This window comes from Streptomyces hundungensis (genome assembly GCF_003627815.1).
GTDB classification, from domain to species: domain Bacteria; phylum Actinomycetota; class Actinomycetes; order Streptomycetales; family Streptomycetaceae; genus Streptomyces; species Streptomyces hundungensis_A.
In genome coordinates this window covers 2048871-2070035 of record NZ_CP032698.1, presented here as the reverse complement: position 1 = coordinate 2070035, position 21165 = coordinate 2048871, and the positions used below count along the sequence as shown (strand labels likewise).

The window sequence follows — 21165 nt, the reverse complement described above, 5'->3', positions numbered from 1 at the left end:
TCGTGCATCCTGGTGACGGGCCGTCAACCACCGTGGTGGGAGCGGCACTTGGGCACGACAGCGGCCCCGCACCGAAGTGCGGGGCCGCCGGGGTGGAACCAGGTTACGCCGGGACGCTCGCGACGCCCTGCGCCAGGAACTTCTTGCCGTTCACGCGCTCCGAGACGCCTTCGCGGTCCAGGTACGGCGTGATGCCGCCCAGGTGGAAGGGCCAGCCGGCGCCCGTGATCAGGCAGAGGTCGATGTCCTGGGCCTCGGCGACGACGCCCTCGTCCAGCATCAGACCGATCTCCTGCGCCACCGCGTCCAGGACACGGTCACGGGTCTGCTCCTCGGTCAGGGCCACATCACCCTGCTTCAGGAGGGCGGCGACCTCCGGGTCCAGCTCCGGCTTCCCGGAGTCGTACACGTAGAAGCCGCGCTTGCCGGCCTTGACGACCGCGGCCAGGTTCTCGGAGACCGTGAAGCGGTCGGGGAAGGCGCGGTTGAGGGTCTCGGACACGTGCAGGCCGATGGCCGGGCCGACCAGTTCGAGCAGGACCAGCGGCGACATCGGCAGACCGAGCGGCTCGACGGCCTTCTCGGCGACGGCGACCGGGGTGCCCTCGTCGATGACGTTCTGGATCTCGCCCATGAAGCGGGTCAGGATGCGGTTGACGACGAACGCCGGGGCGTCCTTCACCAGGACCGCGGTCTTCTTCAGCTTGCGCGCCACCCCGAAGGCCGTGGCCAGCGAGACGTCGTCGGTCTGCTCGCCCCGGACGATCTCCAGGAGCGGCAGGATCGCGACCGGGTTGAAGAAGTGGAAGCCGACGACCCGCTCGGGGTGCTTCAGCTTCGACGCCATCTCGGTGACCGACAGCGAGGAGGTGTTGGTGGCGAGGATCGCGTGCGCCGGGGCGACCGCCTCGACCTCCGCGAACACCTGCTGCTTGACGCCGATCTCCTCGAAGACCGCCTCGATGATGAAGTCGGCGTCGGAGAAGCCCTCGGCCTTGTCCAGGACACCGGAGACCAGGCCCTTGAGACGGTTGGCCTTGTCCTGGTTGATCCGGGACTTGGCGAGCAGCTTGTCGATCTCGGCGTGGACGTAGCCCACGCCCTTGTCGACGCGCTCCTGGTCGATGTCGGTCAGGACGACCGGCACCTCCAGGCGGCGCAGGAACAGCAGGGCGAGCTGCGAGGCCATCAGGCCCGCGCCGACCACGCCGACCTTGGTGACCGGGCGCGCCAGGTTCTTGTCCGGGGCGCCGGCCGGGCGCTTGGCGCGCTTCTGGACCAGGTTGAACGCGTAGATGCCGGAGCGCAGTTCGCCACCCATGATGAGGTCGGCGAGCGCGCTGTCCTCGGCGTCGAAGCCGGCCTGGAGGTCGCCGTCCTTGGACGCCGCGATGATGTCGAGGGCGCGGTAGGCGGCCGGGGCGGCCCCGTGCACCTTCGAGTCCGCGATGAAGCGGCCCTTGGCGACGGCCTGGTCCCAGGCCTCGCCGCGGTCGATGGCGGGACGCTCGACGGTGACGTCGCCCTTGAGGACGTTCGCCGTCCAGATGAGGGACTGTTCCAGGAAGTCGGCACCCTCGAACAGGGCGTCCGCGATGCCGAGTTCGAAGACCTGCTTGCCCTTGAGCTGACGGTTCTGGTTCAGCGAGTTCTCGATGATGACCGAGACGGCCTTCTCGGCGCCGATCAGGTTGGGGAGCAGCGTGCAGCCGCCCCAGCCCGGGACCAGGCCGAGGAAGACCTCGGGCAGCGAGAACGCGGGCAGCGCCTTGGAGACGGTGCGGTAGGTGCAGTGCAGACCGACCTCGACGCCGCCGCCCATGGCCGCGCCGTTGTAGTACGCGAACGTCGGCACCGCGAGGCCCGCGAGGCGCTTGAAGACCTCGTGGCCGCCCTTGCCGATGGCCAGCGCGTCCTCGTGCTTCTTCAGCAGCTCGACGCCCTTGAGGTCGGCGCCGACCGCGAAGATGAACGGCTTGCCGGTGACGCCGACGCCGACGATGGAGCCCTCGGCGGCCTCCTTCTCGACCTGGTCGATGGCGGCGTTGAGGTTCGCCAGCGAGCCGGGGCCGAAGGTGGTCGGCTTGGTGTGGTCGAAGCCGTTGTCGAGCGTGATGAGCGCGAAGCGCCCGGCGCCGTAAGGCAGTTCGAGGTGGCGTACGTGCGCGGACGTCACGACCTCGTCCGGGAACAGCTCGGCCGCGCCCTTGAGAAGCTCAGCGGTGGTGGTGCTCACTTGCTGCCTCCGGCGTCCTTGTGGTGCGGGTTCTCCCAGATGACCGTGGCGCCCATGCCGAAGCCGACGCACATGGTGGTGAGGCCGTAGCGGACCTCCGGCTGCTCCTCGAACTGCCGCGCCAGCTGCGTCATCAGACGTACGCCGGACGAGGCGAGCGGGTGGCCGTAGGCGATGGCGCCGCCGTACTGGTTGACGCGCGCGTCGTCGTCGGCGATGCCGTAGTGGTCCAGGAACGCGAGGACCTGGACGGCGAACGCCTCGTTGATCTCGAAGAGGTTGATGTCCTCGATCGACAGACCCGCCTTGGCGAGGGCCTTCTCGGTGGCCGGGATCGGGCCGTAGCCCATGACCTCCGGCTCCACGCCCGCGAAGGCGTAGGAGACCAGGCGCATCTTCACGGGGAGGTTGTTCTCCCGCGCGAACTCCTCGGACGCGATGATCGACGCGGTGGCGCCGTCGTTGAGGCCGGCCGCGTTGCCCGCGGTGACGTTGCCGTGGACGCGGAACGGCGTCTTCAGGTTCGCCAGGCTCTCCAGGGTGGTGCCCGGGCGCATCGGCTCGTCGGCGGTGACCAGACCCCAACCGGTCTCGCCCACCTCGGCGTTGGTGTTGCGCACCGAGATCGGGACCAGGTCCTGCTGGATCTTGCCGTCGGCGTACGCCTTGGCGGCCTTCTCCTGCGAGCGCACGGCGTACTCGTCGGCGCGCTGCTTGGTGATCTGGGGGTAGCGGTCGTGCAGGTTCTCGGCGGTCATGCCCATGAACAGGGCGGACTCGTCGACCAGCTTCTCGCTGACGAACCGCGGGTTCGGGTCGACGCCCTCGCCCATGGGGTGACGGCCCATGTGCTCGACGCCACCGGCGATGACGGCGTCGTACGCGCCGAACGCGATGGAACCGGCGACCGAGGTCACGGCGGTCAGGGCGCCCGCGCACATGCGGTCGATGGAGTAGCCCGGCACGGACTGCGGCAGACCCGCGAGGATGCCGGCGGTGCGGCCCAGGGTCAGGCCCTGGTCGCCGATCTGCGTGGTCGCGGCGATGGCGACCTCGTCGATCTTGGCGGGGTCCAGAGCCGGGTTGCGGCGCAGCAGCTCCCGGATCGCCTTGACGACGAGATCGTCGGCCCGGGTCTCGTGGTAGATGCCCTTCGGGCCCGCCTTGCCGAACGGGGTGCGGACGCCGTCGACGAAGACGACGTCCCTGACGGTACGAGGCACGATGGCTCTCCTCCAGGTGCGGGATGGCACTGCTGCGCTTGGCTCGCGCGCCGACTGAGCGCGCGCTCACCTCACCCATGCTACTTACGGGTAACCAAACTGCCCAGTCCCCTGGGCGGGAGCGGCGAACGTCACACTCGGAGCCCACCCCCCTGGGGCTCCGCCCCAGCCCCCGGGGTTCCTGGGGCTGCGGGCCGGGGTCGCGTGTTGCGCAGTTCCCCGCGCCCCCAAAACCCCTGGTCATGTGCGGACCGTGCGTGGCTGGGCGCGCAGTTCCCCGCGCCCCTTAGCCACTCGGTGCTGGCCAGCACCTCAGCCCGTCCGGCGATTGAGGACGAGCGCCGTTCAGGCGCGAACGGGGTCTGGGGCGGAGCCAGGGGGTCGGAACCATCCAACCCCGGGGCACGGGCGGGTGGGTGGGGAAGGTGCCCGGGGTCTGGGGCGGAGCCCCAGGGGCGGAACCAACCAACCCGCGGCACGGGCGGGTGGGTGGGCAAACGCGTCGGGGTCTGGGGCGGAGCCCCAGGGGGCTGGGGGCCCGCCCCAGGGGGTCAGGGCTTGGTGGGGGTGGCGGTCAGGGCCGCCGAGAGGAGCGGCGTCACCTGCTCGATCTGCCAGCGCCGGGCACCGAACGAGGCCAGCGCCTCGGCAACCGCGCCCTCGGACCGATCCCCCGGCGGCTCCCAGCAAACCCGCCGCACCGTATCCGGCGTGATCAGATTCTCCTGCGGCATGTTCAGCCGCTCCGCGAGCTCGGAGACGGCCGCCCGGGCCGCCGAGAGCCGGGCCGCGGCGGCCGGGTCCTTGTCCGCCCAGGACCGCGGCGGCGGAGGCCCCTGCAACGGCTGGCCGGGCTGGGGGAGCTCCGCCTCCGACAGCGCCTTCGCGCGGTCGACGGCTGCCTGCCACTGCTCCAGCTGACGCCGCCCCATCCGGTGCCCGAAGCCCGGCAGCGCGGTCAGCGCGGTCACATGGGCGGGCAGCGCCAACGAGGCCTCGATGATCGCGGAGTCGCTGAGCACCTTGCCCGGCGAGACGTCACGCCGCTGCGCCACCGCGTCCCGGGCGGTCCACAGTTCCCGTACGGCGGCCATCTGGCGGCGCCTGCGCACCTTGTGCATCCCGGAGGTGCGGCGCCACGGATCCTTGCGCGGCGGGGCCGGCGGGGCGGAGGCGATCGCGTCGAACTCCTCGCGGGCCCACTCCAGCTTGCCCTGCCGGTCGAGCTCCTTCTCCAACGCGTCGCGCAGATCGACCAGGAGCTCCACGTCGAGCGCCGCGTAGCGCAGCCAGGGCTCGGGCAGCGGCCGAGTCGACCAGTCGACGGCCGAGTGGCCCTTCTCCAGGGCGAACCCGAGCACGCTCTCGACCATCGCGCCCAGACCCACCCGCGGGAAGCCCGCGAGCCGGCCGGCGAGCTCGGTGTCGAAGATCCGGGAGGGAACCATGCCTATTTCGCGCAGGCAGGGCAGATCCTGGGTGGCGGCGTGCAGAATCCACTCCGTGTCCGAAAGTACCTCCCCCAAACCGGAGAGATCCGGACAACCGACGGGGTCGATGAGAGCGCTGCCGGCGCCCTCCCGACGGAGCTGCACGAGGTAGGCGCGCTGCCCGTAGCGGTAGCCGGACGCGCGCTCGGCGTCCACGGCGACGGGGCCGGTGCCCGCCGCGAAGGCCGCCACCACGTCGGCCAGGGCCTCGTCGGTGGCGACGACGGGCGGAATGCCCTCTCGGGGCTCCAGCAAGGGAATCGGCGCCTTGTCGACGTCGTCCGGGGGAGCGCCCCCGGTGGTTCGCAGTGCTGTCTCTGCTGCGGTCTTATGGGCGTCGGTCACCTGTCAAGGGTATCCGTGTATGCACGGCGCCCGTCGACGGAACGTTCCGTCGACGGGCGCGCGAGGGTCGTAAACCAGTCAGTGAATGATTCCGGTCCGCAGCGCCACGGCCACCATCCCGGCGCGGTCACCCGTGCCGAGCTTGCGTGCGATCCGGGCGAGGTGGGACTTGACGGTCAGGGCGGACAGGCCCATGGAGACGCCGATCGCCTTGTTGGACTGGCCTTCGGCGACGAGCCGGAGCACCTCGACCTCACGGCCGGAGAGCTCGCGGTAGCCGCCCGGGTGGCTCGGGGCACCCGGGGGGCGGCGGTGCATACGGGCGGCCGCGGCGCCGATGGGGGCGGCGCCGGGGCGGCCGGGGTGGCCGATGTTGGTGCGGGTGCCGGTGACGACGTAGCCCTTCACGCCGCCCGCGAGGGCGTTGCGCACGGCACCGATGTCGTCGGCGGCGGACAGGGCCAGGCCGTTGGGCCAGCCCGCGGCTCGGGTCTCGGACAGCAGGGTCAGCCCGGAACCGTCGGGCAGGTGGACGTCGGCAACGCAGATGTCGCGCGGGTTGCCGACGCGGGGACGGGCCTCCGCGATGGACGACGCCTCGATGACGTCACGTACTCCGAGCGCCCACAGGTGCCGGGTGACGGTGGAGCGGACTCGGGGGTCGGCAACGACGACCATGGCCGTCGGCTTGTTCGGGCGGTAGGCGACCAGGCTTGCGGGCTGCTCAAGAAGAACGGACACCAGGCCTCCTGGAAAGGTGCGGGACGAAGCCGGCTCGGGGATGAAGCCGGGGCGAACCGTGCAGTTAGGGTCACAAACCTCTTCGGCACCAAACCCCTCGGCCTTTAGAGAATGATCACGATTTGGTGAGAAACATTTAGGGCAATTCGAACAGACGCTCGATCGTCGAGTGGCCGCCGGGGCGCACGGGCCCGCGCGGGGGCCCACGAAAACGCCCCGCGCCCCACCGAAGGCGGGCGCGCGGGGCGCGGGGAGGCGAAAAAGGTGGTGCCGGTCCTCAGCGAGGATCGCGGCGCTGGGGCAGCGTCACCACGCCACCGCCGCCGTCGGCGGGGCCCGACGCCGGTGGCAGGCCCGCGATCTGGCACAGCAGATCGCACCAGGCCGCCAGATGGCCCGCCGTGTCCGGCACGCCGCCCGGCCCCTCGCGTGGCGTCCAGGACGCCCGGATCTCGATCTGGGTGGCAGGACGGCGCTCCGCGAGCCCGCCGAAGTAGTGCGAGCCCGCCCGGGTGACCGTGCCGCCGGCCTCCCCGTACGCCAGGCCCCGGGCTTCGAGCGCGCCGGTCAGCCAGGACCAGCACACCTCGGGCAGCAGGGGATCGGCCGCCATCTCCGGCTCCAGCTCGGCCCGTACCAGGGTGACCAGGCGGAAGGTGCCTTTCCAGGCGTCGTGCCCGGCCGGGTCGTGCAGCAGGACGAGCCGGCCGTCGGCCAGATCCTCCTCGCCTTCCACGACCGCCGCCTCCAGGGCGTAGGCGTACGGCGCGAGGCGCTGGGGCGGGCGGGTCTCGTCCAGCTCGATCTCGGGGCGCGGTCGCGCCGTCCGCAGTGCGTCGACGGCCTGACGGAAGGGGATCGGAACGGAGGTTCCGTCCGCGGCGTCCCTGCCGTCAGCGCCATCCGAAGTTCGTCCCTGAGCGGCAGCCATGCGGGGAAGACTAGGCGGAACGGGCGCCCGGCGCCGGTAGGGACACCCGGCCCGGGGCAGCCGCTTGTGGCACATGCGAAGATTCTGGTCGTGAGCGCCAACGACCGCCCTGTGGGCCAGCCGAACAGCACGACGCACGACTCCGCGTTCCTCAAGGCGTGCAGGCGGGAAGCCGTCCCGCACACCCCGGTCTGGTTCATGCGCCAGGCCGGGCGGTCGCTGCCGGAGTACCTGAAGGTGCGCGAGGGCATCCCGATGCTGGAGTCGTGCATGCGGCCCGACCTGGTCACCGAGATCACGCTCCAGCCGGTGCGCCGCCACAAGGTCGACGCGGCCATCTACTTCAGCGACATCGTGGTCCCGCTCAAGGCCATCGGTATCGACCTGGACATCAAGCCGGGCGTCGGCCCGGTCGTCGCCGACCCGATCCGCACCCGGGCCGACCTGGCGCGGCTGCGCGATCTGACCCCGGACGACGTCCACTACGTCACCGAGGCCATCGGCATGCTGACCGGCGAGCTCGGCGCCACGCCGCTCATCGGCTTCGCGGGCGCCCCGTTCACGCTGGCCAGCTACCTCGTGGAGGGCGGCCCGTCCCGCAACCACGAGAACACCAAGGCCATGATGTACGGCGACCCGGAGCTGTGGGCCGACCTGCTGGACCGCCTCGCCGAGATCACCGCCGCCTTCCTCAAGGTGCAGATCGAGGCGGGCGCCTCCGCGGTGCAGCTCTTCGACTCCTGGGTCGGCGCGCTCGCCCCGGCCGACTACCGCCGTTCGATCCTGCCCGCCTCGGCCAAGGTCTTCGAGGCGGTCGCCGGCTACGGCGTGCCCCGCATCCACTTCGGCGTCGGCACCGGCGAACTGCTCGGCCTCATGGGCGAGGCCGGCGCGGACGTCGTCGGCGTCGACTGGCGCGTCCCGCTCGACGAGGCGGCCCGCCGGGTCGGCCCCGGCAAGGCGCTCCAGGGCAACCTCGACCCGGCCGTCCTGTTCGCCCCGACCGCGGCTGTCGAGGCCAAGACCCGCGAGGTCCTGGACGCGGCGGCGGGCCTTGAGGGCCACGTCTTCAACCTCGGCCACGGCGTGCTCCCGTCGATGGACCCGGACGCGCTGACCCGCCTCGTCGCGTACGTCCACGAGCAGACCGCCCAGTAGCGGCTAGCCGGCGGCGCGCAGCGTCGAGACCGCCTTGCGCGCCGCCACCAGGACCGGGTCCCACACCGACGAGAACGGCGGCGCGTAGGCCAGGTCGAGCGCCGTCATCTGATCCACCGTCATACGGGCGGTCAGCGCGACCGCCGCGATGTCGATCCGCTTGGCCGAGCCCGCGCCGCCCACGATCTGCACGCCGAGCAGCCGCCCCGACTCCCGTTCCGCCAGCATCTTCACCGTCATCGGGGCCGCGCCCGGGTAGTACCCGGCGACGGTGGTGGACTCGATGGTCGCCGTGACGTACTGGAGGCCCTCCTCGCGGGCCTCCAGCTCCGACAGCCCGGTGCGGGCCACCTCCGTCTCGCAGACCTTGGTGACGGCCGTGCCGACGACGCCCGGGAACGTGCCGTAGCCGCCGCCCACGTTGGCGCCGATGATCTGGCCGTGCTTGTTGGCGTGGGTGCCGAGCGCGATGTGGCGGTGCCGGCCCGACACCAGGTCAAGCACCTCGATGCAGTCGCCGCCCGCCCAGATGTTCTCATGCCCGCGCACCCGCATCGAGGCGTCGGTGCGCAGCGCGCCCGAGGCGCCGAGCGGCAGGCCGGCCGCCCGGGCCAGCTCCGTACGGGGAGTGACGCCGAGGCCGAGCACCGCCACGTCCGCCGGGTACTCGGCCCGGTCGGTCGCCACCGCGCGCACCCGGCCCGACTCGTGCGTGAGCACCTTGGTGACCTCGGCGTCCGTGACCACCGTGATCCCGGAGCGCTCCATCGCCTCGGTGAGACGGTGGCCCATGTCCGGGTCCAGCGAGTGCATAGGCTCGGCGCCCCGGGTCAGCAGCGTCACCTCGAAGCCGCGGACGAGCATCGCCTCGGCCATCTCGATGCCGATGTAGCCGCCGCCGACCACCACCGCGCGCCGCTCACCGGCCGACTCCAGGCTCTCAAGCAGCGCCCGCCCGTCGTCGATGGTGTGAACCCCGTGCACCCCGGGGGCGTCGATGCCGGGCAGCGCGGGCCGCACCGGGCGCGCCCCCGTCGCGATGACGAGCTTGTCGTAGGAGGTCCACTCCTCGCCGCCCGAGTCCCGATCCCGCGAGCGCACCCGCCGGCCCGCCACGTCCAGCTCCGTCACCTCGGTACGCATCCGCAGATCGATCCCGCGAGCGCGGTGCTCCTCGGGGCCGCGGGCGATCAGCTCCTCGTGGCTCGGCACGTCGCCCGCCACCCAGTACGGAATGCCGCACGCGGAGTACGAGGTGAAGCCCGACCGCTCGAAGGCGACGATCTCCAACTCCTCGGGGCTCTTCAGCCTGCGGGCCTGCGATGCCGCCGACATGCCCGCCGCGTCACCGCCGATGACCACCAGTCGCTCCGCCGCCATGGGTGTTGCCTCCGCTCCTGAGGGTCCGCCTTCACCGATCACGATACGGAGGGCCGGCGCGCGGCGTTCTCCGGCCGTCCGGGAACGGCCCGGGGGTTGGCCGCACGCGTCCCCCAACTCGCCTACTCGCAAGCCCAGTTGAGGCGCCCCCGATACCGCGTCCGGGGCTCGTTTCCGGTGGTCGGCGCCGGTCTGAGACAGTGGAGCCATGGACAACGCCCCCGCCCGCGCCCCGCACATCGTCGTCGTCGGAGGCGGCATCTCCGGGCTCGCCGCCGCCCACCGGCTGCTCGCGTCCGGCGCCCGGGTGACCGTGCTCGAAGGCAGCGCGGTGCTCGGCGGCAAGCTGCTCGCCGGGGAGATCGAGGGCGCGCCCGTCGACCTCGGCGCGGAGTCGATGCTGGCCCGCCGCCCCGAAGGGGTGGAGCTGGCCCGCGCGGTCGGCCTCGGCGACCGGATCCAGGCGCCCGCCGCCGCGGGCGCCGCCATCTGGACCCGAGGCGCGCTGCGGCCCATGCCCACCGGCCATGTCATGGGCGTTCCCGCACAGCCGGACACCCTGCACGGCATCCTGTCCGCCGAGGGCCTGGCCCGGGTCGCCCAGGACCGTGAACTGCCGCCCACCGAGCTCGGCGAGGACATCGGCGTCGGCGAGTTCGTCGCCAAGCGGGTGGGCCGCGAGGTCGTCGACCGCCTGGTGGAACCGCTCCTTGGCGGGGTCTACGCGGGCGACGCCTACCGGATCTCGATGCGGGCCGCGGTGCCCCAGCTCTTCGATGCGGCCCGCACCCACCCCTCGCTCCTCGACGGCGTCCAGGACATCCAGGCGGCCGCCGCGGCCAAGCAGCGGGGCGGCCCGGTCTTCGCGGGCCTGGACGGCGGCATCGGCACCCTGCCCGTCGCGGTCGCCGACGCCGTACGGGCCCAGGGCGGCGAGATCCGCACCGAGACCCCGGTCCTCGCCCTCACCCGGACCGCGGACGGCTGGCGGATCCGTACCGACAGTGAACTGATCGACGCCGACGGGGTGATCCTCTCCACCCCCGCCTGGTCGGCCTCCGCGCTGCTCGCCGCCGAGTCGCCGGTCGCGGCCGCCGAGCTGTCCGAGGTGGAGTACGCCTCGATGGTCCTGGTCACGCTCGCCTTCCGGCGGGCCGATCTGGCCGGCCTGGAGACGCGCTCGGGATTTCTGGTGCCGCCGGTGGACGGGCACACCATCAAGGCCTCCACCTTCTCGACGCACAAGTGGAGTTGGGTCAAGGAACGCGGCTCGGACCTCTTCGTGCTGCGGACCTCGATCGGCCGCTACGGCGAGGAGCGCCACCTGGACTGGGACGACGCCGACCTCGTGGACGTCTCGCTCGGCGATCTCGGCGAGGCCGTCGGGCTGTCCGCGAAACCCGTCGCGAGCCGCGTCAACCGCTGGATCGGTGGACTTCCGCAGTACCCGGTCGGCCATCTCGCCAAGGTCGCCCGCGTCCGCGCCGAGGTCGCCAAGCTGCCCGGACTGCGGGTCTGCGGCGCCGCGTACGACGGCGTGGGCATCCCCGCCTGCGTCGCGAGCGCCCGGCGCGCCGCCGACGAGATCATCGCCACGTCGACCCTGGCGCGGAACACCCAGAGTGACGCGGGACAATAGCCACATGAGTGCTGCTCCGGAAAAGATTCCCAACGCGGGGAAGAAGGCGAAGGACCTCAACGAGGTCATCCGCTACACCCTGTGGTCTGTCTTCAAGCTGCGCGACGTCCTGCCCGAGGACCGCACCGGTTACGCCGACGAGGTCCAGGAGCTGTTCGACCAGCTCGCCGCCAAGGACATCACCGTCCGCGGCACCTATGACCTGTCGGGTCTGCGCGCCGACGCCGACATCATGATCTGGTGGCACGCGGAGACCTCCGACGAGCTCCAGAGCGCCTACAACCTGTTCCGCCGCACCAAGCTGGGCCGCGCGCTCGAACCGGTGTGGTCGAACATGGCGCTGCACCGTCCCGCCGAGTTCAACAAGGCGCACATCCCGGCGTTCCTCGCCGACGAGAACCCGCGCGACTACGTGTCGGTGTACCCGTTCGTGCGCAGTTACGACTGGTACCTGCTGCCCGACGAGGACCGCCGCCGCATGCTCGCCGACCACGGCAAGATGGCCCGCGGCTACCCCGACGTGCGGGCCAACACGGTCGCCTCGTTCTCGCTCGGCGACTACGAGTGGCTGCTCGCCTTCGAGGCCGACGAACTGCACCGCATCGTCGACCTGATGCGTCACCTGCGCGCCTCCGAGGCCCGGATGCACGTGCGTGAAGAGGTGCCGTTCTACACCGGCCGCAGGAAGTCCGTCGCCGACCTCGTCGCCGGGCTCGCCTGACGGCCTCCACCGGCCACGCAAGACCAGGTGACCGGCCCGCGCCACGCGAGCGGGTCCGGTCGCCCCTGACCCGGAAGATCAGAGAGCGGGCACCGCACGCCCCGGCCTGTGGGTCGTCCGCTCGTCCAGCGACACCGGGTTCGGCTCCCGGTGCGGCGCGCACTCAGCGCGCCGCACCGGCGTCCGGCCGTTGAGCAAGTAGTCCTCCACATAGCCGTTCACACACGCGTTGGCGCCGCCCGCGATGCCGTGCGTACCCGCGTCCTTCTCCGTGATCAGCACGGAGCCCGGAAGCCGCCGCTGGAGTTCCAGAGCGCCCGGGTACGGTGTCGCCGCGTCCCGCTCCGCCGCCAGGATCAGCGTGGGCGGCAGCGCCCCCGGCTGTACGCGGACGTCCACCGGCTTCTGCCGCGGGGCCGGCCAGTAGGCGCACGGCAGGTTCATCCACACGTTGTCCCACGTCTCGAACGGCGCGGTCCGCGCGAGTTCGCTGTTGTCGCGGTCCCACGTCGCGAAGTCCGTCGGCCACGGGGCGTCGTTGCACTCGACGGCCGTGTAGACCGCGTTCCCGTTCTCGTCGTCGCTCGCCGACTCGGGCCTGGGGGCGGCCTGTTGGACCAGCGGCCGCTCATTGCCCTTGAGGTACTCCGCCAGGGCGCTCGCCCGGCTCGACCAGTAGTCGTCGTAGTACCCGGCCTTGAGGAACGCGGCCTGCAACTGTGCGGGCCCGACCGTGCCGCCGGCCGGCCTGCGGGTCAGGGCGGCCCGCACCTTCTCGTAGCTCTCCAGGACCTCCTGCGCGGTGGCGCCCAGGTGGTAGACGTCGTCGTGCTTGGCGACCCAGGTGCGGAAATCGGCCCAGCGGCTCTCGAACGCGCGGGACTGGTCGAGGTTGTTGCGGTACCAGATCTGGTCGGGGTCCGGGTCGACCGCCGAGTCGAAGACCATCCGGCGGACGTGCGAGGGGAACAGCGTCGCGTACACGGCCCCGAAGTAGGTGCCGTACGAGGAACCCATGAAGGTCAGCTTCTTCTCGCCGAGCGCGGCCCGCAGCACGTCGAGGTCGCGCGTGTTGTTGAGGGTCGTGTAGAAGCGCAGCGCCGGACCCGCGTTGCGCTCACATCCCGCGGCGTACGCCTGGGCCTGCGCGATGCGCTCCATCTTGTACGGCTCGTCGGGGTGGGTCGGGGCGTCGGAGGGGGCCTGGGCGAAGTCCGCCGGGTTCTGGCAGGACAGCGGGGCCGAACGGGCCACCCCGCGCGGGGAGTAGCCGATGAGGTCGTACGCTCCGGCGAGCCGCTTCCAGGCGGCGAGGTCGGCCACCATCGGGAAGTACATGCTGGAGGCGCCGGGCCCGCCCGGGTTGAAGACCAGGGCGCCCTGCCGCTGGGCGGGCTTGCCCTTGGCCTTCACCCGGCTGACGGTCAGCGCGATCTGACGGCCCGTCGGGTGGGCGTAGTCGAGCGGGACCTTGACGGTGCCGCACTGCACGGAGGGAGGCAGCGCCTCCACCTCGGGGCAGCGGCCGAAGGCGATCGGGGTGGCGGCCGCGTGCCGGGCGGCCGCGGCCGCGCCCCGGGCCTCGACGGTGAGCGGGTCGGCGCTGCCCGCGGGAGCGGCGACGAGGGCGGAAAGGACGAGGGAACCCACGGTTCCGTACAGCGCTACAGCTCTCATCGCCGGAACATCCCTTTCGTGCTGCGGTACTACCGAAGTACATACAGGTCAAAAGGGGATACTTAGCCTGAGGGGAAGTAAAGCAGCCGGGCCGCCCCGGACGCGGTCATTGACTCCGATGCGCGAAGCGACCGCTCGTCAGGGCGCTGCGCACCTGGGGATCGTCCACGGCCCGCACTCCGCGCACGGCGACCGCGGTGAGCGGATCACCCGCCGCGTCGAGCCCGCCGAGCAGCGCCTGCCCGTCGGGCGAGGCCCAGCGGGTGTACGGGTGGATCTCCATGCGGGCGATGGCGAGGCAGCCAAGCGTGAGGACGAGCGGCAGCGAGAACCAGGCGGCCATCTCGGCCCGCCCGATGGACGCCTCACCGGGCATGAACAGCGCCGCGGCGCCGAGCGCGGTGATCAGCAGGGCGGCGCCCCGGACCGCCCGCACCGAGGAGCTGACCCCGTCGCGCACCACGTCCGGGACGGCCAGGCCCGCCCCCGCGAGCCGGTCGGCGAGTGCGCGCACCGCGTCGGCCGCGGCCGCGCCGGACCGTATCGTCGCTATCCGCTCCTGGCCGCCCGGGCCGATCGCGGCGAGGACGGACCGCTCCAGGTCGTCGCGGCCCTCGGGGTCCACGACAGTGGCCCAGCCGGTGTGGGCGAGCAGCAGCCGACGGGCCCGGTGCATGGAGATCAGGGTGAGGTCGGCGACCCGGTAGGGGCCGCCCGCCAGGAACGCGGCCTCGTAGCAGGACAGGTCCCGCTCCTCCTCCGGACGCGGTCCGGGGCGCGCGGCGGCGACGGCCGCGAGGCAGAGCCGACCGCAGGACAACCCGGCCGCGACGATCGACGGCAGAAGGAAGAGCACCCAGAACATGGCCGAGTTGTATGCGAAGTTGACGGTTGCCCGCCACAGTCTGTCCACAATCTGGACGTGGAGTTATTCCTTCGTTACGGAGTGTGGGTGTCGGGTGTGGACGACGCCTCGTCCTTGGGGCGGGACGCGGCGGGCGGCAGCGAGAACGAGGGCTCGGCGCTGTCGGAGGCCTCGGGGGCGAGCGGTGCGGGGCTGGCGAGCGTCGCCCCCGGCGTGGGCGGGGGCGGCCCGGTGGGGCTCGCGGTCGCCGCCGAGGCACCGTCCCGCGCGAGCGCGTCGAAGTCGACGAGCCCGGTCGCCTCCAGCATGCGCATGTGGTCCAGGACGGTCGTGTTGGCGTCGTCGGCGAGCTCACGCACGAGCGAGTTGCGGGTGGTCGCGCGCACCTGGGCGACGAGCGAGAACACCTTGCCGTGGGCGGCGCGCAGCAGGTTGGCGAAGTCCCGCTCGTAGGCGGTACCGGTGTCCGCCGTCAACTGGCTCAGCCAGCCCCGCTGTTGGTCGTTGGGCTGGTCGGGCAGCTCCATGCCGAGCCGGGCCGCGACCTCACGCACCCGGGCGTCGAGGAAGGCGTGCCCGTCCACCAGGTGCCGCCCGGCCGCCTCGATCGCGGCGCTGGGTCCGCGCTCGATGGCCTGCTGCCCGGCCGGCCCCTCCCAGAGCCCGGCGAGCCGCACCCGGACCACGAAGTCCCGGTCGGCCGCGGACAGCGGGCCCCAGCGGGTCGGCACCGTCGCGGCGTCGAGGTCGGCGAGGGGCGTACCGGACCGGTCGGCGTACGACCAGAGCGGGAAGAGCAGCGCGAGCAGGGTCGCGGCCAGCGCGACGAGGACGAGCCCGGTACCGGACAGCAAGCGACGCATGGATGCCTCCTGGTGCGTGCCGCACGGTAGTGCGGTTGCCGCTGATCCGGGAGGCGGTTCGGTGAAATGGGTGGCCGGGTGGTGTGGAAGTCGTCACGTGAGGGAGGAGTTCGTCTCAACTCCCTTACCCACGCGATACGTTGACCGGTTGCGCCGCCCCAGGGCCGCCCCGCCCACGGTGTTCAGGAGCCGTGCCGCGCGGCCCGGCGGCCGCGCACCGGCCCGCTCCTTCCACCACCGGGCCAGCGCCCGCCGGGTGTCGGCGTCACCCGGCCGGCCCGCGTCGAGCAACGAGCGCGCGAAGTCGAGGGCGTCCTGGCGGTAACCGCCGGACATCGGACGGCACTTGGCGTACCCGAGGAACGCCTCGCGAAAGCCGTCGCCCAGGAGCGTCACCAGCTCCGGCGCCACCTTGGCCACCACGTCGGCCCGCTTGGCCGCGAGCGCACGGGCCTGCACCCGCAGGCGCGGCCCGTCGAACCCGGCGGGCGCGGGCGTGCCGGCGGTGAGCGAGGACAGCAACGCGGCCTGCGCCAGCGCCAGCCGCTCACGGCTCCCTTCGGGGGCGGTCGCATCGGTCCGGATGGCTGCGCTGGTCCGGGCCGCCGGTTCGGCGGGGGCCTCCGGTCCGGCCCCGGACACTGGCCCGGCCACCGGTTCGGCGACCGGTTCGGCCGGGCGCGGGGCAGGGCGCCGGGCGGGCCGGAGCGTGGACCGGATCGCGTCGAGCTCGCCCGCGAGCTCCGCCGCCGGCGGGAACGCCTCGTCCCGCTCCAGGAGCACCCCGGGCGGGTCCATCCGTGCGGCGAGCTCGGCCAGGACGTCCAGGACGGCGCGGGGCACGGGGTGGGCGTGCGTGTCGTGCCAGACGCCGTCCCGCTCCACGCCGCCCGCGACATGGACGTACGCGATCGCCTCCAGGGGCAGCGCGTCGAGCACCTTCACGGGGTCCTCGCCCCGGTTGACCCGGTTCGTGTGGAGGTTGGCGACGTCGACGAGGAGCCCCACCCCGGTCCGCTCGACGAGCTCGGTCAGGAACTGACCCTCCGTCAACTCCTCGTATGGCCAGTCGATCAGGGCCGCGATGTTCTCCAGGGCGAGGGGCACGGGCAGCGCGTCCTGCGCGATGCGGACGTTCTCGCACAGCACCCGCAGGGCGTCGCGCGTGCGCGGGACCGGCAGCAGGTGGCCCGCCTCCAGGCGCGGCGAGGCGGTCAGCGTGCCGCCCGCGCGCACGAACGCGATGTGCTCGGTGACCAGCGGGGAGCCGAGCGCCTCGGCCCGGGCCGCGAGCTCGGCGAGCCGCCGCGCGTCCGGGCGGTCGGCGCCACCGAGGCCGAGCGAGACCCCGTGCGGCACCACGGTGACGCCGCGCTCGCGCAGCCGTACCAGCGAGTCGGGGAGGTGCCCGGGGCAGAGGTTCTCCGCGACCGCCTCGACCCAGTCGATGCCGTCGAGCCCCTCCACCGCCGAGGCGATCTCAGGCCGCCAGCCGATGCCGATGCCCAGTTGCTTCATGGACAGGTCATGGCCCCCGGCGGCGGCCCCGAACCCCGACCGAGCCACTTCAGAGCTTGATTTGAGGTTGCCGCGCCGCTCCGGACGCCCGACTCAGCTGGGGACGGCCAGCGCGTCGAAGTCCACCAGACCTGTGGCCTCCAGCATCGTCATGTGGTCGAGCACGGTGGTGTTGGCGTCGTTCGCCAGCTCCCGCACGAGCGAGTTGCGGGTGGTCGCGCGCACCTGGGCGACCAGCGCGAACACCTTGCCGTGCGCGGCGCGGAGCAGGTTGGCGAAGTCCCGCTCGTAGGCGGTACCGCTGTCCGCCGTCAACTGGCGCAGCCAGCCCTGCTGTTGGGGGTTGGGCTGACTCGGCAGCTCGATGCCGAGCTTCGCGGCCACGTCGCGGTCGTGCCGGTCCAGCGCGGCGTGGCCCATGACGAGGTGGTCCCCGGCCGCCTTGATCGCGGCGCTGGGGGCCCGCTGCTGTGCCTGCTGCCCGGCCGGCCCCTCCCAGAGCCCGGCGAGCCGCACCTTGGTGACGAACTCCCGGTCCGTAGCGGAGAGCGGGCCCCAAGGGGTCGGTGTCGAGGCCGAGTCGAGAGTCGCCTGCGGGGTGCCGCCGCGGTCGGCGTACGACCAGACGGGAAAGGCCAGCGCGGCGATGGTGGCCACGAGCACGGCGATCAACAGACCCGTACCGTTCACGCGGCGCAGGGCGAAACGACTGGAGCGAACTATGCCACGCGACAAAATGCCTCCCGTGCCGGTCAGTAAAGAACGCCGAACGCTACTCGACGCCACCACCAGATACGCACGCCCCCGCGCCCCCGTTCAACAACCAGAACCCGAGCCCGAACGGGCCCCCACCCGCCCCCGGGACCCCCCAACACCGCTGGCCACACGAGGCCCCGCACGGAGCCGGGCGTTGGGGGCGCGGGGAACTGCGCAAAGGGCCGCACACCGCCCGGGAGTCAGGGGCGCGAGGAACTGCGCGAGTACCGACCACGGCCCGAGGCCGAAAGCGGGTTTAGGGGCGCGGGGAACTGCGCGAGAAGCGACCACGGCCCGCAGCCGAAAACGGGTTAGGGGCGCGGGGAACTGCGCAAAAAGCCGCACGGCGCGAGGCCGAAGAGGGGTGCCGCCAGGCCCGGCACGGGCCAGGGGGCCGGGGGGGCACGCACCCCCCAAACGTCACCCCGCACGCACCCCCCAAACGTCACCCCGCACGCACCCCCCAAACGTCACCCCGCACTCACCCCCCCAACCGCCCCCGCAACGCGACGTGCTCCGCCACCACCGTGCAAGACCCAGCCGCAATCTCCGTAAACCCCGCATCCCGAACCACAGGCAACCCACTCAGCGTGAGCTCGCGCCACGCGGCGCGCTCCGCGACCCGCACCGAGAGCGCGAACCCCCCCGAGCGCCAGGCCTCGCGCTCGGCATCCGTAAGCTCCCACCACGCGAGCTGCGCCCCGTGCCCCGCCTGCGCCATCGCCTTGCCCGCGGACATGTCGAGCTCCGGGTTGAGCCAGAGCACGGGAGCGAGCGGATCGGGGGCCCCCGGGTCCGCCGGGTCGTCGAGGTCCGTGCCCGACACCTGGAGCTTGGCCAGTTCCTTGGGCCAGCCGTCGAGCGGCACCGGCGGGAAGACGCGTACCTCCGCCGCCTTCCCGGTCACCGTGATCCCGGGCAGCGCCGAGGCCTTGCGCCACTCGGCGCCGCGGGCCCGCCGCACCACCTTGCGGATCCGCGCGTCCTGCCAGTCGCGCACGGCCCGCGCCCACTCGCCCTCGTTCTCGCCCTCGCCCCGCGACCGCTCGTCGGAGAGCATCACCAGCACCGCGCGGGCCGCCGTCTCCAGCGCGTCGGTACGCGCCGGCGGCTCGGCCTTCTCGATGTGGACGACGAGCGGCAGCACGTACTGCGGCGCCTCGTCGCGCGGGGACTCGTCGTGGAAAGGGCCGGCGGAAGGGGTGTCCTGGGCGGTGTCCTGGGTGCTCACTCCACCAGTCTGCCAGCCGCCGAACCGGTGATTCTTGGCGGAACGAATCATTCCGGGACAGGATGCGCGCATGAAGAGCGACCTTTTTGCCATCGAGAACATGGCCCAGCCGGCGACCGCCGCCGGAATGACGCTGGAGAACGCCAAGTCCATCAAGTACGCGGTCAACGGGGAGATGCTGGCGCGCCAGGGCGCCATGATCGCTTACCGCGGCAACCTCCAGTTCGAGCGGCGCGGCCAGGGCATCGGCGGCATGCTGAAGCGCGCGGTGACCGGCGAGGGCCTGCCCCTGATGGCGGTCACCGGCCAGGGCGAGGCGTGGTTCGCGCACGAGGCGCAGAACTGTTTCATCGTCGACGTGGAGCAGGGCGACGCCCTCACCATCAACGGCCGCAACGTGCTGTGCTTCGACTCCACGCTCAGCTACGAGATCAAGACGGTCAAGGGCTCCGGCATCGCCGGCGGCGGCCTGTTCAACAGCGTGTTCACCGGATACGGCCGGCTCGGCCTGGTCTGCGAGGGCAACCCGCTGGTCATCCCGGTCTCCCCGCAGCTTCCGGTGTACGTCGACACGGACGCGGTGGTCGGCTGGACCGCGAACCTCCAGACCTCCCTTCACCGTTCGCAGTCCATCGGCTCGATGCTGCGCGGCGGTTCCGGCGAGGCCGTCCAGCTGATGCTCCAGGGCGAGGGCTATGTCATCGTCCGGCCGAGCGAGGCGACGCCGCAGAAGGCGCAGCAGCACTGAGCACCACCCGCGCACTGCGGGGCGTGGGCCGCCGGTACTCCATCGGCGGCCCCTGGGTGCTGCGCGGCATCGACCTGGAGCTGCCCGAGGCCGCCCTGGTTCGTGTCGGGGGCCCCAACGGCGCCGGAAAATCAACCCTGTTGAGGCTGATCACCGGCACGGACGCGCCGACCGAGGGCCGGGTCACCGGCCGTCCCCGCACCGCCTACGTCCCCGAGCGCTTCCCGGCGGCCCTGCCGTTCACGGCGGCCGGTTACCTCACGCACCTGGGCCGTGTCCACGGCCTGTCGCGCCGCGCGGCCGAGGAGCGGGCCGGGCACTGGCTCGAACGGTTCGGCGCGGCCGCGCACGCGGACACCGGACTCGCCGAGCTCTCCAAGGGCACCAGCCAGAAGGTCGCCGTGGCCCAGGCGCTGCTCGCCGCCCCCGAACTCCTGGTCCTGGACGAGGCGTGGACCGGCCTCGACACCGCGGCCCGCGCCGAGTTGGACCGCGCGGTGCGCGAGCGCGTGACGGCGGGCGCCACGGTCGTCTTCGTCGACCACGACCCCGCGCGCCTCGCCGGCCACGAGGACGCGCGGTACACGGTGGCGGGCGCGGGGCTGCACCCCGCACCCCTGTCCGGCGACCCGAAGCCCTCCGGCGCCCTGGTCCTCCTCGACATCACCGGAACCGGGCCCCTCCCGCCCCAACTACCGGGCAGCCCGCAGGAGTTGAGCTGGTCCGACGGCTCCCGCACCCTGTCCGTGGCGGCCGAGCACTCCGACGACCTGCTGCGCGCCCTGCTCGCGGCCCGCCCGCCCTGGCACATCCGAGGAGTGCGCCCCGCATGAGCCCGCTCGTCCCCCTCACGCGCTACCAGAGCGCCCTGCTCCTGCGCTCCCAGCGCTGGCTCGCGCCGGTCCTGCTGTACGCCGCCTTCCTGGCGGTCGGCGTCCAGGCGGGGGAGCCGGTCCTGGGCGCGCTGGGATTCGCGGCCGCCGGGCTGCTGCCGGTGGCGGCCTGGCTGGTACGGATCTGCGTGACCCAGGAACCGGAGGCCGCCCGCACCTGCGCGGCGGCCGCCGCGGGCCCGGCCCGGGTCCATCTCGCGTCGCTGCTCGCGGCGGTCGGCTGCGCGGCCCTGCTCGGCCTGCTGGGCACGGCGTACGTGGCCGCAGTGGGCGATGGGACGAGCGCGGACCACAAGGTGGTGGTGCCGCTGGGCTCCGCGATCTCGGCGGGGCTGCTGGCGGCCGGGGTCTGTGTGCTGACCGGGGCGGCGGTCGGCGCGCTGGGCAGCCGGCCGGTGCTGCACGCGCGGGGCTGGTCCCTCACGCTCACCGCACTGGGCGCGCTGCTCGCCCTGGTCCTCACGCCGTCGCCCGCCAAGTACGCAGTGTCCGCCCTGGTCACCGGCTCGCGCACCGGTTCCGTACCGCTCGCGGTGCTGCCGCTGGCCGCCGCGCTGGTGTGCGCGGGGGCGACCGCCGCCGGTGTCTGCGCCCTCAGCTCACGGCGCCGCTGAGCCGGCGCCTACTCCCGCCGGGCCCGAACCACCGTCGGCCCGGTACCTCCGCCGGGCCCGAACCACCGTCGGCCCGGTACCCCCGCCGGGGCCGGGTGACCGCCGGGCCCGGGCCACCGCGTGCACCCGTACCCGA

The 21165-nt window shown here is 72.8% G+C and carries 17 protein-coding genes and 1 pseudogene; 6 read left to right on the top strand and 12 right to left on the bottom strand.

The features are described 5' to 3' along the window. Positions 1–103: 103 nt before the first annotated feature. The 5 genes from DWB77_RS09210 to DWB77_RS09190 form a co-directional block, all read right to left on the bottom strand. The gene (locus DWB77_RS09210) at positions 104–2236 is read right to left on the bottom strand and encodes a 3-hydroxyacyl-CoA dehydrogenase NAD-binding domain-containing protein (RefSeq protein ID WP_120720782.1); all 2133 of its coding nucleotides are present in this window, start codon (positions 2234–2236) and stop codon (positions 104–106) included. Next, a complete protein-coding gene (locus DWB77_RS09205; RefSeq protein ID WP_120720781.1) occupies positions 2233–3459 on the bottom strand; it encodes a thiolase family protein in 1227 nt (408 codons plus the stop codon). The genes DWB77_RS09210 and DWB77_RS09205 overlap by 4 nt, the downstream gene beginning before the upstream one ends. A 551-nt stretch (positions 3460–4010) precedes the next feature. Beyond that, positions 4011–5294 carry an HRDC domain-containing protein gene (locus tag DWB77_RS09200; protein WP_120720780.1) on the bottom strand — a complete coding sequence of 428 codons (1284 nt, stop codon included), beginning with the start codon at positions 5292–5294 and terminating at the stop codon, positions 4011–4013. A gap of 78 nt (positions 5295–5372) precedes the next feature. Beyond that, positions 5373–6035: a helix-turn-helix transcriptional regulator gene (locus DWB77_RS09195; RefSeq protein ID WP_114039865.1), complete on the bottom strand. Its 663-nt coding sequence runs from the start codon at positions 6033–6035 to the stop codon at positions 5373–5375. 277 nt (positions 6036–6312) lie between these two features. Next, positions 6313–6966 (bottom strand): DUF3000 domain-containing protein, encoded by a 654-nt coding sequence (locus DWB77_RS09190; protein ID WP_120720779.1) that lies wholly within the window; start codon positions 6964–6966, stop codon positions 6313–6315. A gap of 90 nt (positions 6967–7056) precedes the next feature. Here DWB77_RS09190 and hemE point away from each other — a divergent pair, with 90 nt between their 5' ends. Then, positions 7057–8124 carry a uroporphyrinogen decarboxylase gene (gene hemE, locus DWB77_RS09185; RefSeq protein ID WP_120727566.1) on the top strand — a complete coding sequence of 356 codons (1068 nt, stop codon included), beginning with the start codon at positions 7057–7059 and terminating at the stop codon, positions 8122–8124. Positions 8125–8127: 3 nt separating this feature from the next. On the opposite strand, the gene DWB77_RS09180 is transcribed toward hemE, so the two are convergent. Next, positions 8128–9504: an FAD-dependent oxidoreductase gene (locus DWB77_RS09180; protein ID WP_120720778.1), complete on the bottom strand. Its 1377-nt coding sequence runs from the start codon at positions 9502–9504 to the stop codon at positions 8128–8130. Positions 9505–9712: 208 nt separating this feature from the next. On the opposite strand from DWB77_RS09180, the gene hemG reads away from it, so the two are divergent. Together hemG and hemQ are read left to right on the top strand one after the other, a co-directional pair. Then, positions 9713–11143: a protoporphyrinogen oxidase gene (gene hemG / locus DWB77_RS09175; protein WP_120720777.1), complete on the top strand. Its 1431-nt coding sequence runs from the start codon at positions 9713–9715 to the stop codon at positions 11141–11143. Positions 11144–11147: 4 nt separating this feature from the next. Next, positions 11148–11864, top strand: coding sequence for a hydrogen peroxide-dependent heme synthase (gene hemQ, locus DWB77_RS09170; RefSeq protein WP_120720776.1), 717 nt, complete (start codon positions 11148–11150; stop codon positions 11862–11864). Between the two features lie 78 nt (positions 11865–11942). On the opposite strand, the gene DWB77_RS09165 is transcribed toward hemQ, so the two are convergent. The 6 genes and pseudogenes from DWB77_RS09165 to DWB77_RS09140 all read right to left on the bottom strand — a co-directional run bounded on the left by DWB77_RS09165 (position 11943) and on the right by DWB77_RS09140 (position 18774). Next, positions 11943–13541 carry an alpha/beta hydrolase gene (locus tag DWB77_RS09165; RefSeq protein WP_120720775.1) on the bottom strand — a complete coding sequence of 533 codons (1599 nt, stop codon included), beginning with the start codon at positions 13539–13541 and terminating at the stop codon, positions 11943–11945. A 106-nt stretch (positions 13542–13647) separates the two neighbouring features. Then, the gene (locus DWB77_RS09160) at positions 13648–14406 is read right to left on the bottom strand and encodes a TIGR04222 domain-containing membrane protein (RefSeq protein WP_120727564.1); all 759 of its coding nucleotides are present in this window, start codon (positions 14404–14406) and stop codon (positions 13648–13650) included. Positions 14407–14480: 74 nt separating this feature from the next. Continuing rightward, positions 14481–15269: a DUF4142 domain-containing protein gene (locus DWB77_RS09155; RefSeq protein WP_120720774.1), complete on the bottom strand. Its 789-nt coding sequence runs from the start codon at positions 15267–15269 to the stop codon at positions 14481–14483. Between the two features lie 93 nt (positions 15270–15362). Then, positions 15363–16787 carry a DUF692 domain-containing protein gene (locus DWB77_RS09150; protein ID WP_120720773.1) on the bottom strand — a complete coding sequence of 475 codons (1425 nt, stop codon included), beginning with the start codon at positions 16785–16787 and terminating at the stop codon, positions 15363–15365. A gap of 105 nt (positions 16788–16892) precedes the next feature. Next, positions 16893–17486, bottom strand: a pseudogene (locus DWB77_RS09145) (DUF4142 domain-containing protein); the annotation flags it as partial. A 538-nt stretch (positions 17487–18024) separates the two neighbouring features. After that, entirely contained in the window at positions 18025–18774 is a 750-nt protein-coding gene (locus DWB77_RS09140; RefSeq protein WP_428985111.1) for an aminoacyl-tRNA hydrolase, read from the bottom strand. Between the two features lie 70 nt (positions 18775–18844). On the opposite strand from DWB77_RS09140, the gene DWB77_RS09135 reads away from it, so the two are divergent. The 3 genes from DWB77_RS09135 to DWB77_RS38805 are packed head-to-tail and all read left to right on the top strand — an operon-like array spanning position 18845 to position 21029. After that, positions 18845–19522, top strand: coding sequence for an AIM24 family protein (locus DWB77_RS09135; protein WP_120720771.1), 678 nt, complete (start codon positions 18845–18847; stop codon positions 19520–19522). A gap of 23 nt (positions 19523–19545) precedes the next feature. Beyond that, positions 19546–20355 (top strand): ATP-binding cassette domain-containing protein, encoded by an 810-nt coding sequence (locus DWB77_RS38810; protein ID WP_246033474.1) that lies wholly within the window; start codon positions 19546–19548, stop codon positions 20353–20355. After that, positions 20352–21029 carry an ABC transporter gene (locus DWB77_RS38805; protein WP_246033473.1) on the top strand — a complete coding sequence of 226 codons (678 nt, stop codon included), beginning with the start codon at positions 20352–20354 and terminating at the stop codon, positions 21027–21029. The genes DWB77_RS38810 and DWB77_RS38805 overlap by 4 nt, the downstream gene beginning before the upstream one ends. The last annotated feature ends 136 nt before the right edge of the window (positions 21030–21165 follow it).

Coding starts and splice junctions, on each gene's coding strand:
- DWB77_RS09190 (WP_120720779.1), bottom strand. CDS start 6,966: ATGGCTGCCGCTCAGGGACGAACTTCGGATGGCGCTGACGGCAGGGAC.
- DWB77_RS09180 (WP_120720778.1), bottom strand. CDS start 9,504: ATGGCGGCGGAGCGACTGGTGGTCATCGGCGGTGACGCGGCGGGCATG.
- hemG (WP_120720777.1), top strand. CDS start 9,713: ATGGACAACGCCCCCGCCCGCGCCCCGCACATCGTCGTCGTCGGAGGC.
- hemQ (WP_120720776.1), top strand. CDS start 11,148: ATGAGTGCTGCTCCGGAAAAGATTCCCAACGCGGGGAAGAAGGCGAAG.
- DWB77_RS09165 (WP_120720775.1), bottom strand. CDS start 13,541: ATGAGAGCTGTAGCGCTGTACGGAACCGTGGGTTCCCTCGTCCTTTCC.
- DWB77_RS09160 (WP_120727564.1), bottom strand. CDS start 14,406: ATGTTCTGGGTGCTCTTCCTTCTGCCGTCGATCGTCGCGGCCGGGTTG.
- DWB77_RS09155 (WP_120720774.1), bottom strand. CDS start 15,269: ATGCGTCGCTTGCTGTCCGGTACCGGGCTCGTCCTCGTCGCGCTGGCC.
- DWB77_RS09150 (WP_120720773.1), bottom strand. CDS start 16,787: ATGAAGCAACTGGGCATCGGCATCGGCTGGCGGCCTGAGATCGCCTCG.
- DWB77_RS09135 (WP_120720771.1), top strand. CDS start 18,845: ATGAAGAGCGACCTTTTTGCCATCGAGAACATGGCCCAGCCGGCGACC.
- DWB77_RS38805 (WP_246033473.1), top strand. CDS start 20,352: ATGAGCCCGCTCGTCCCCCTCACGCGCTACCAGAGCGCCCTGCTCCTG.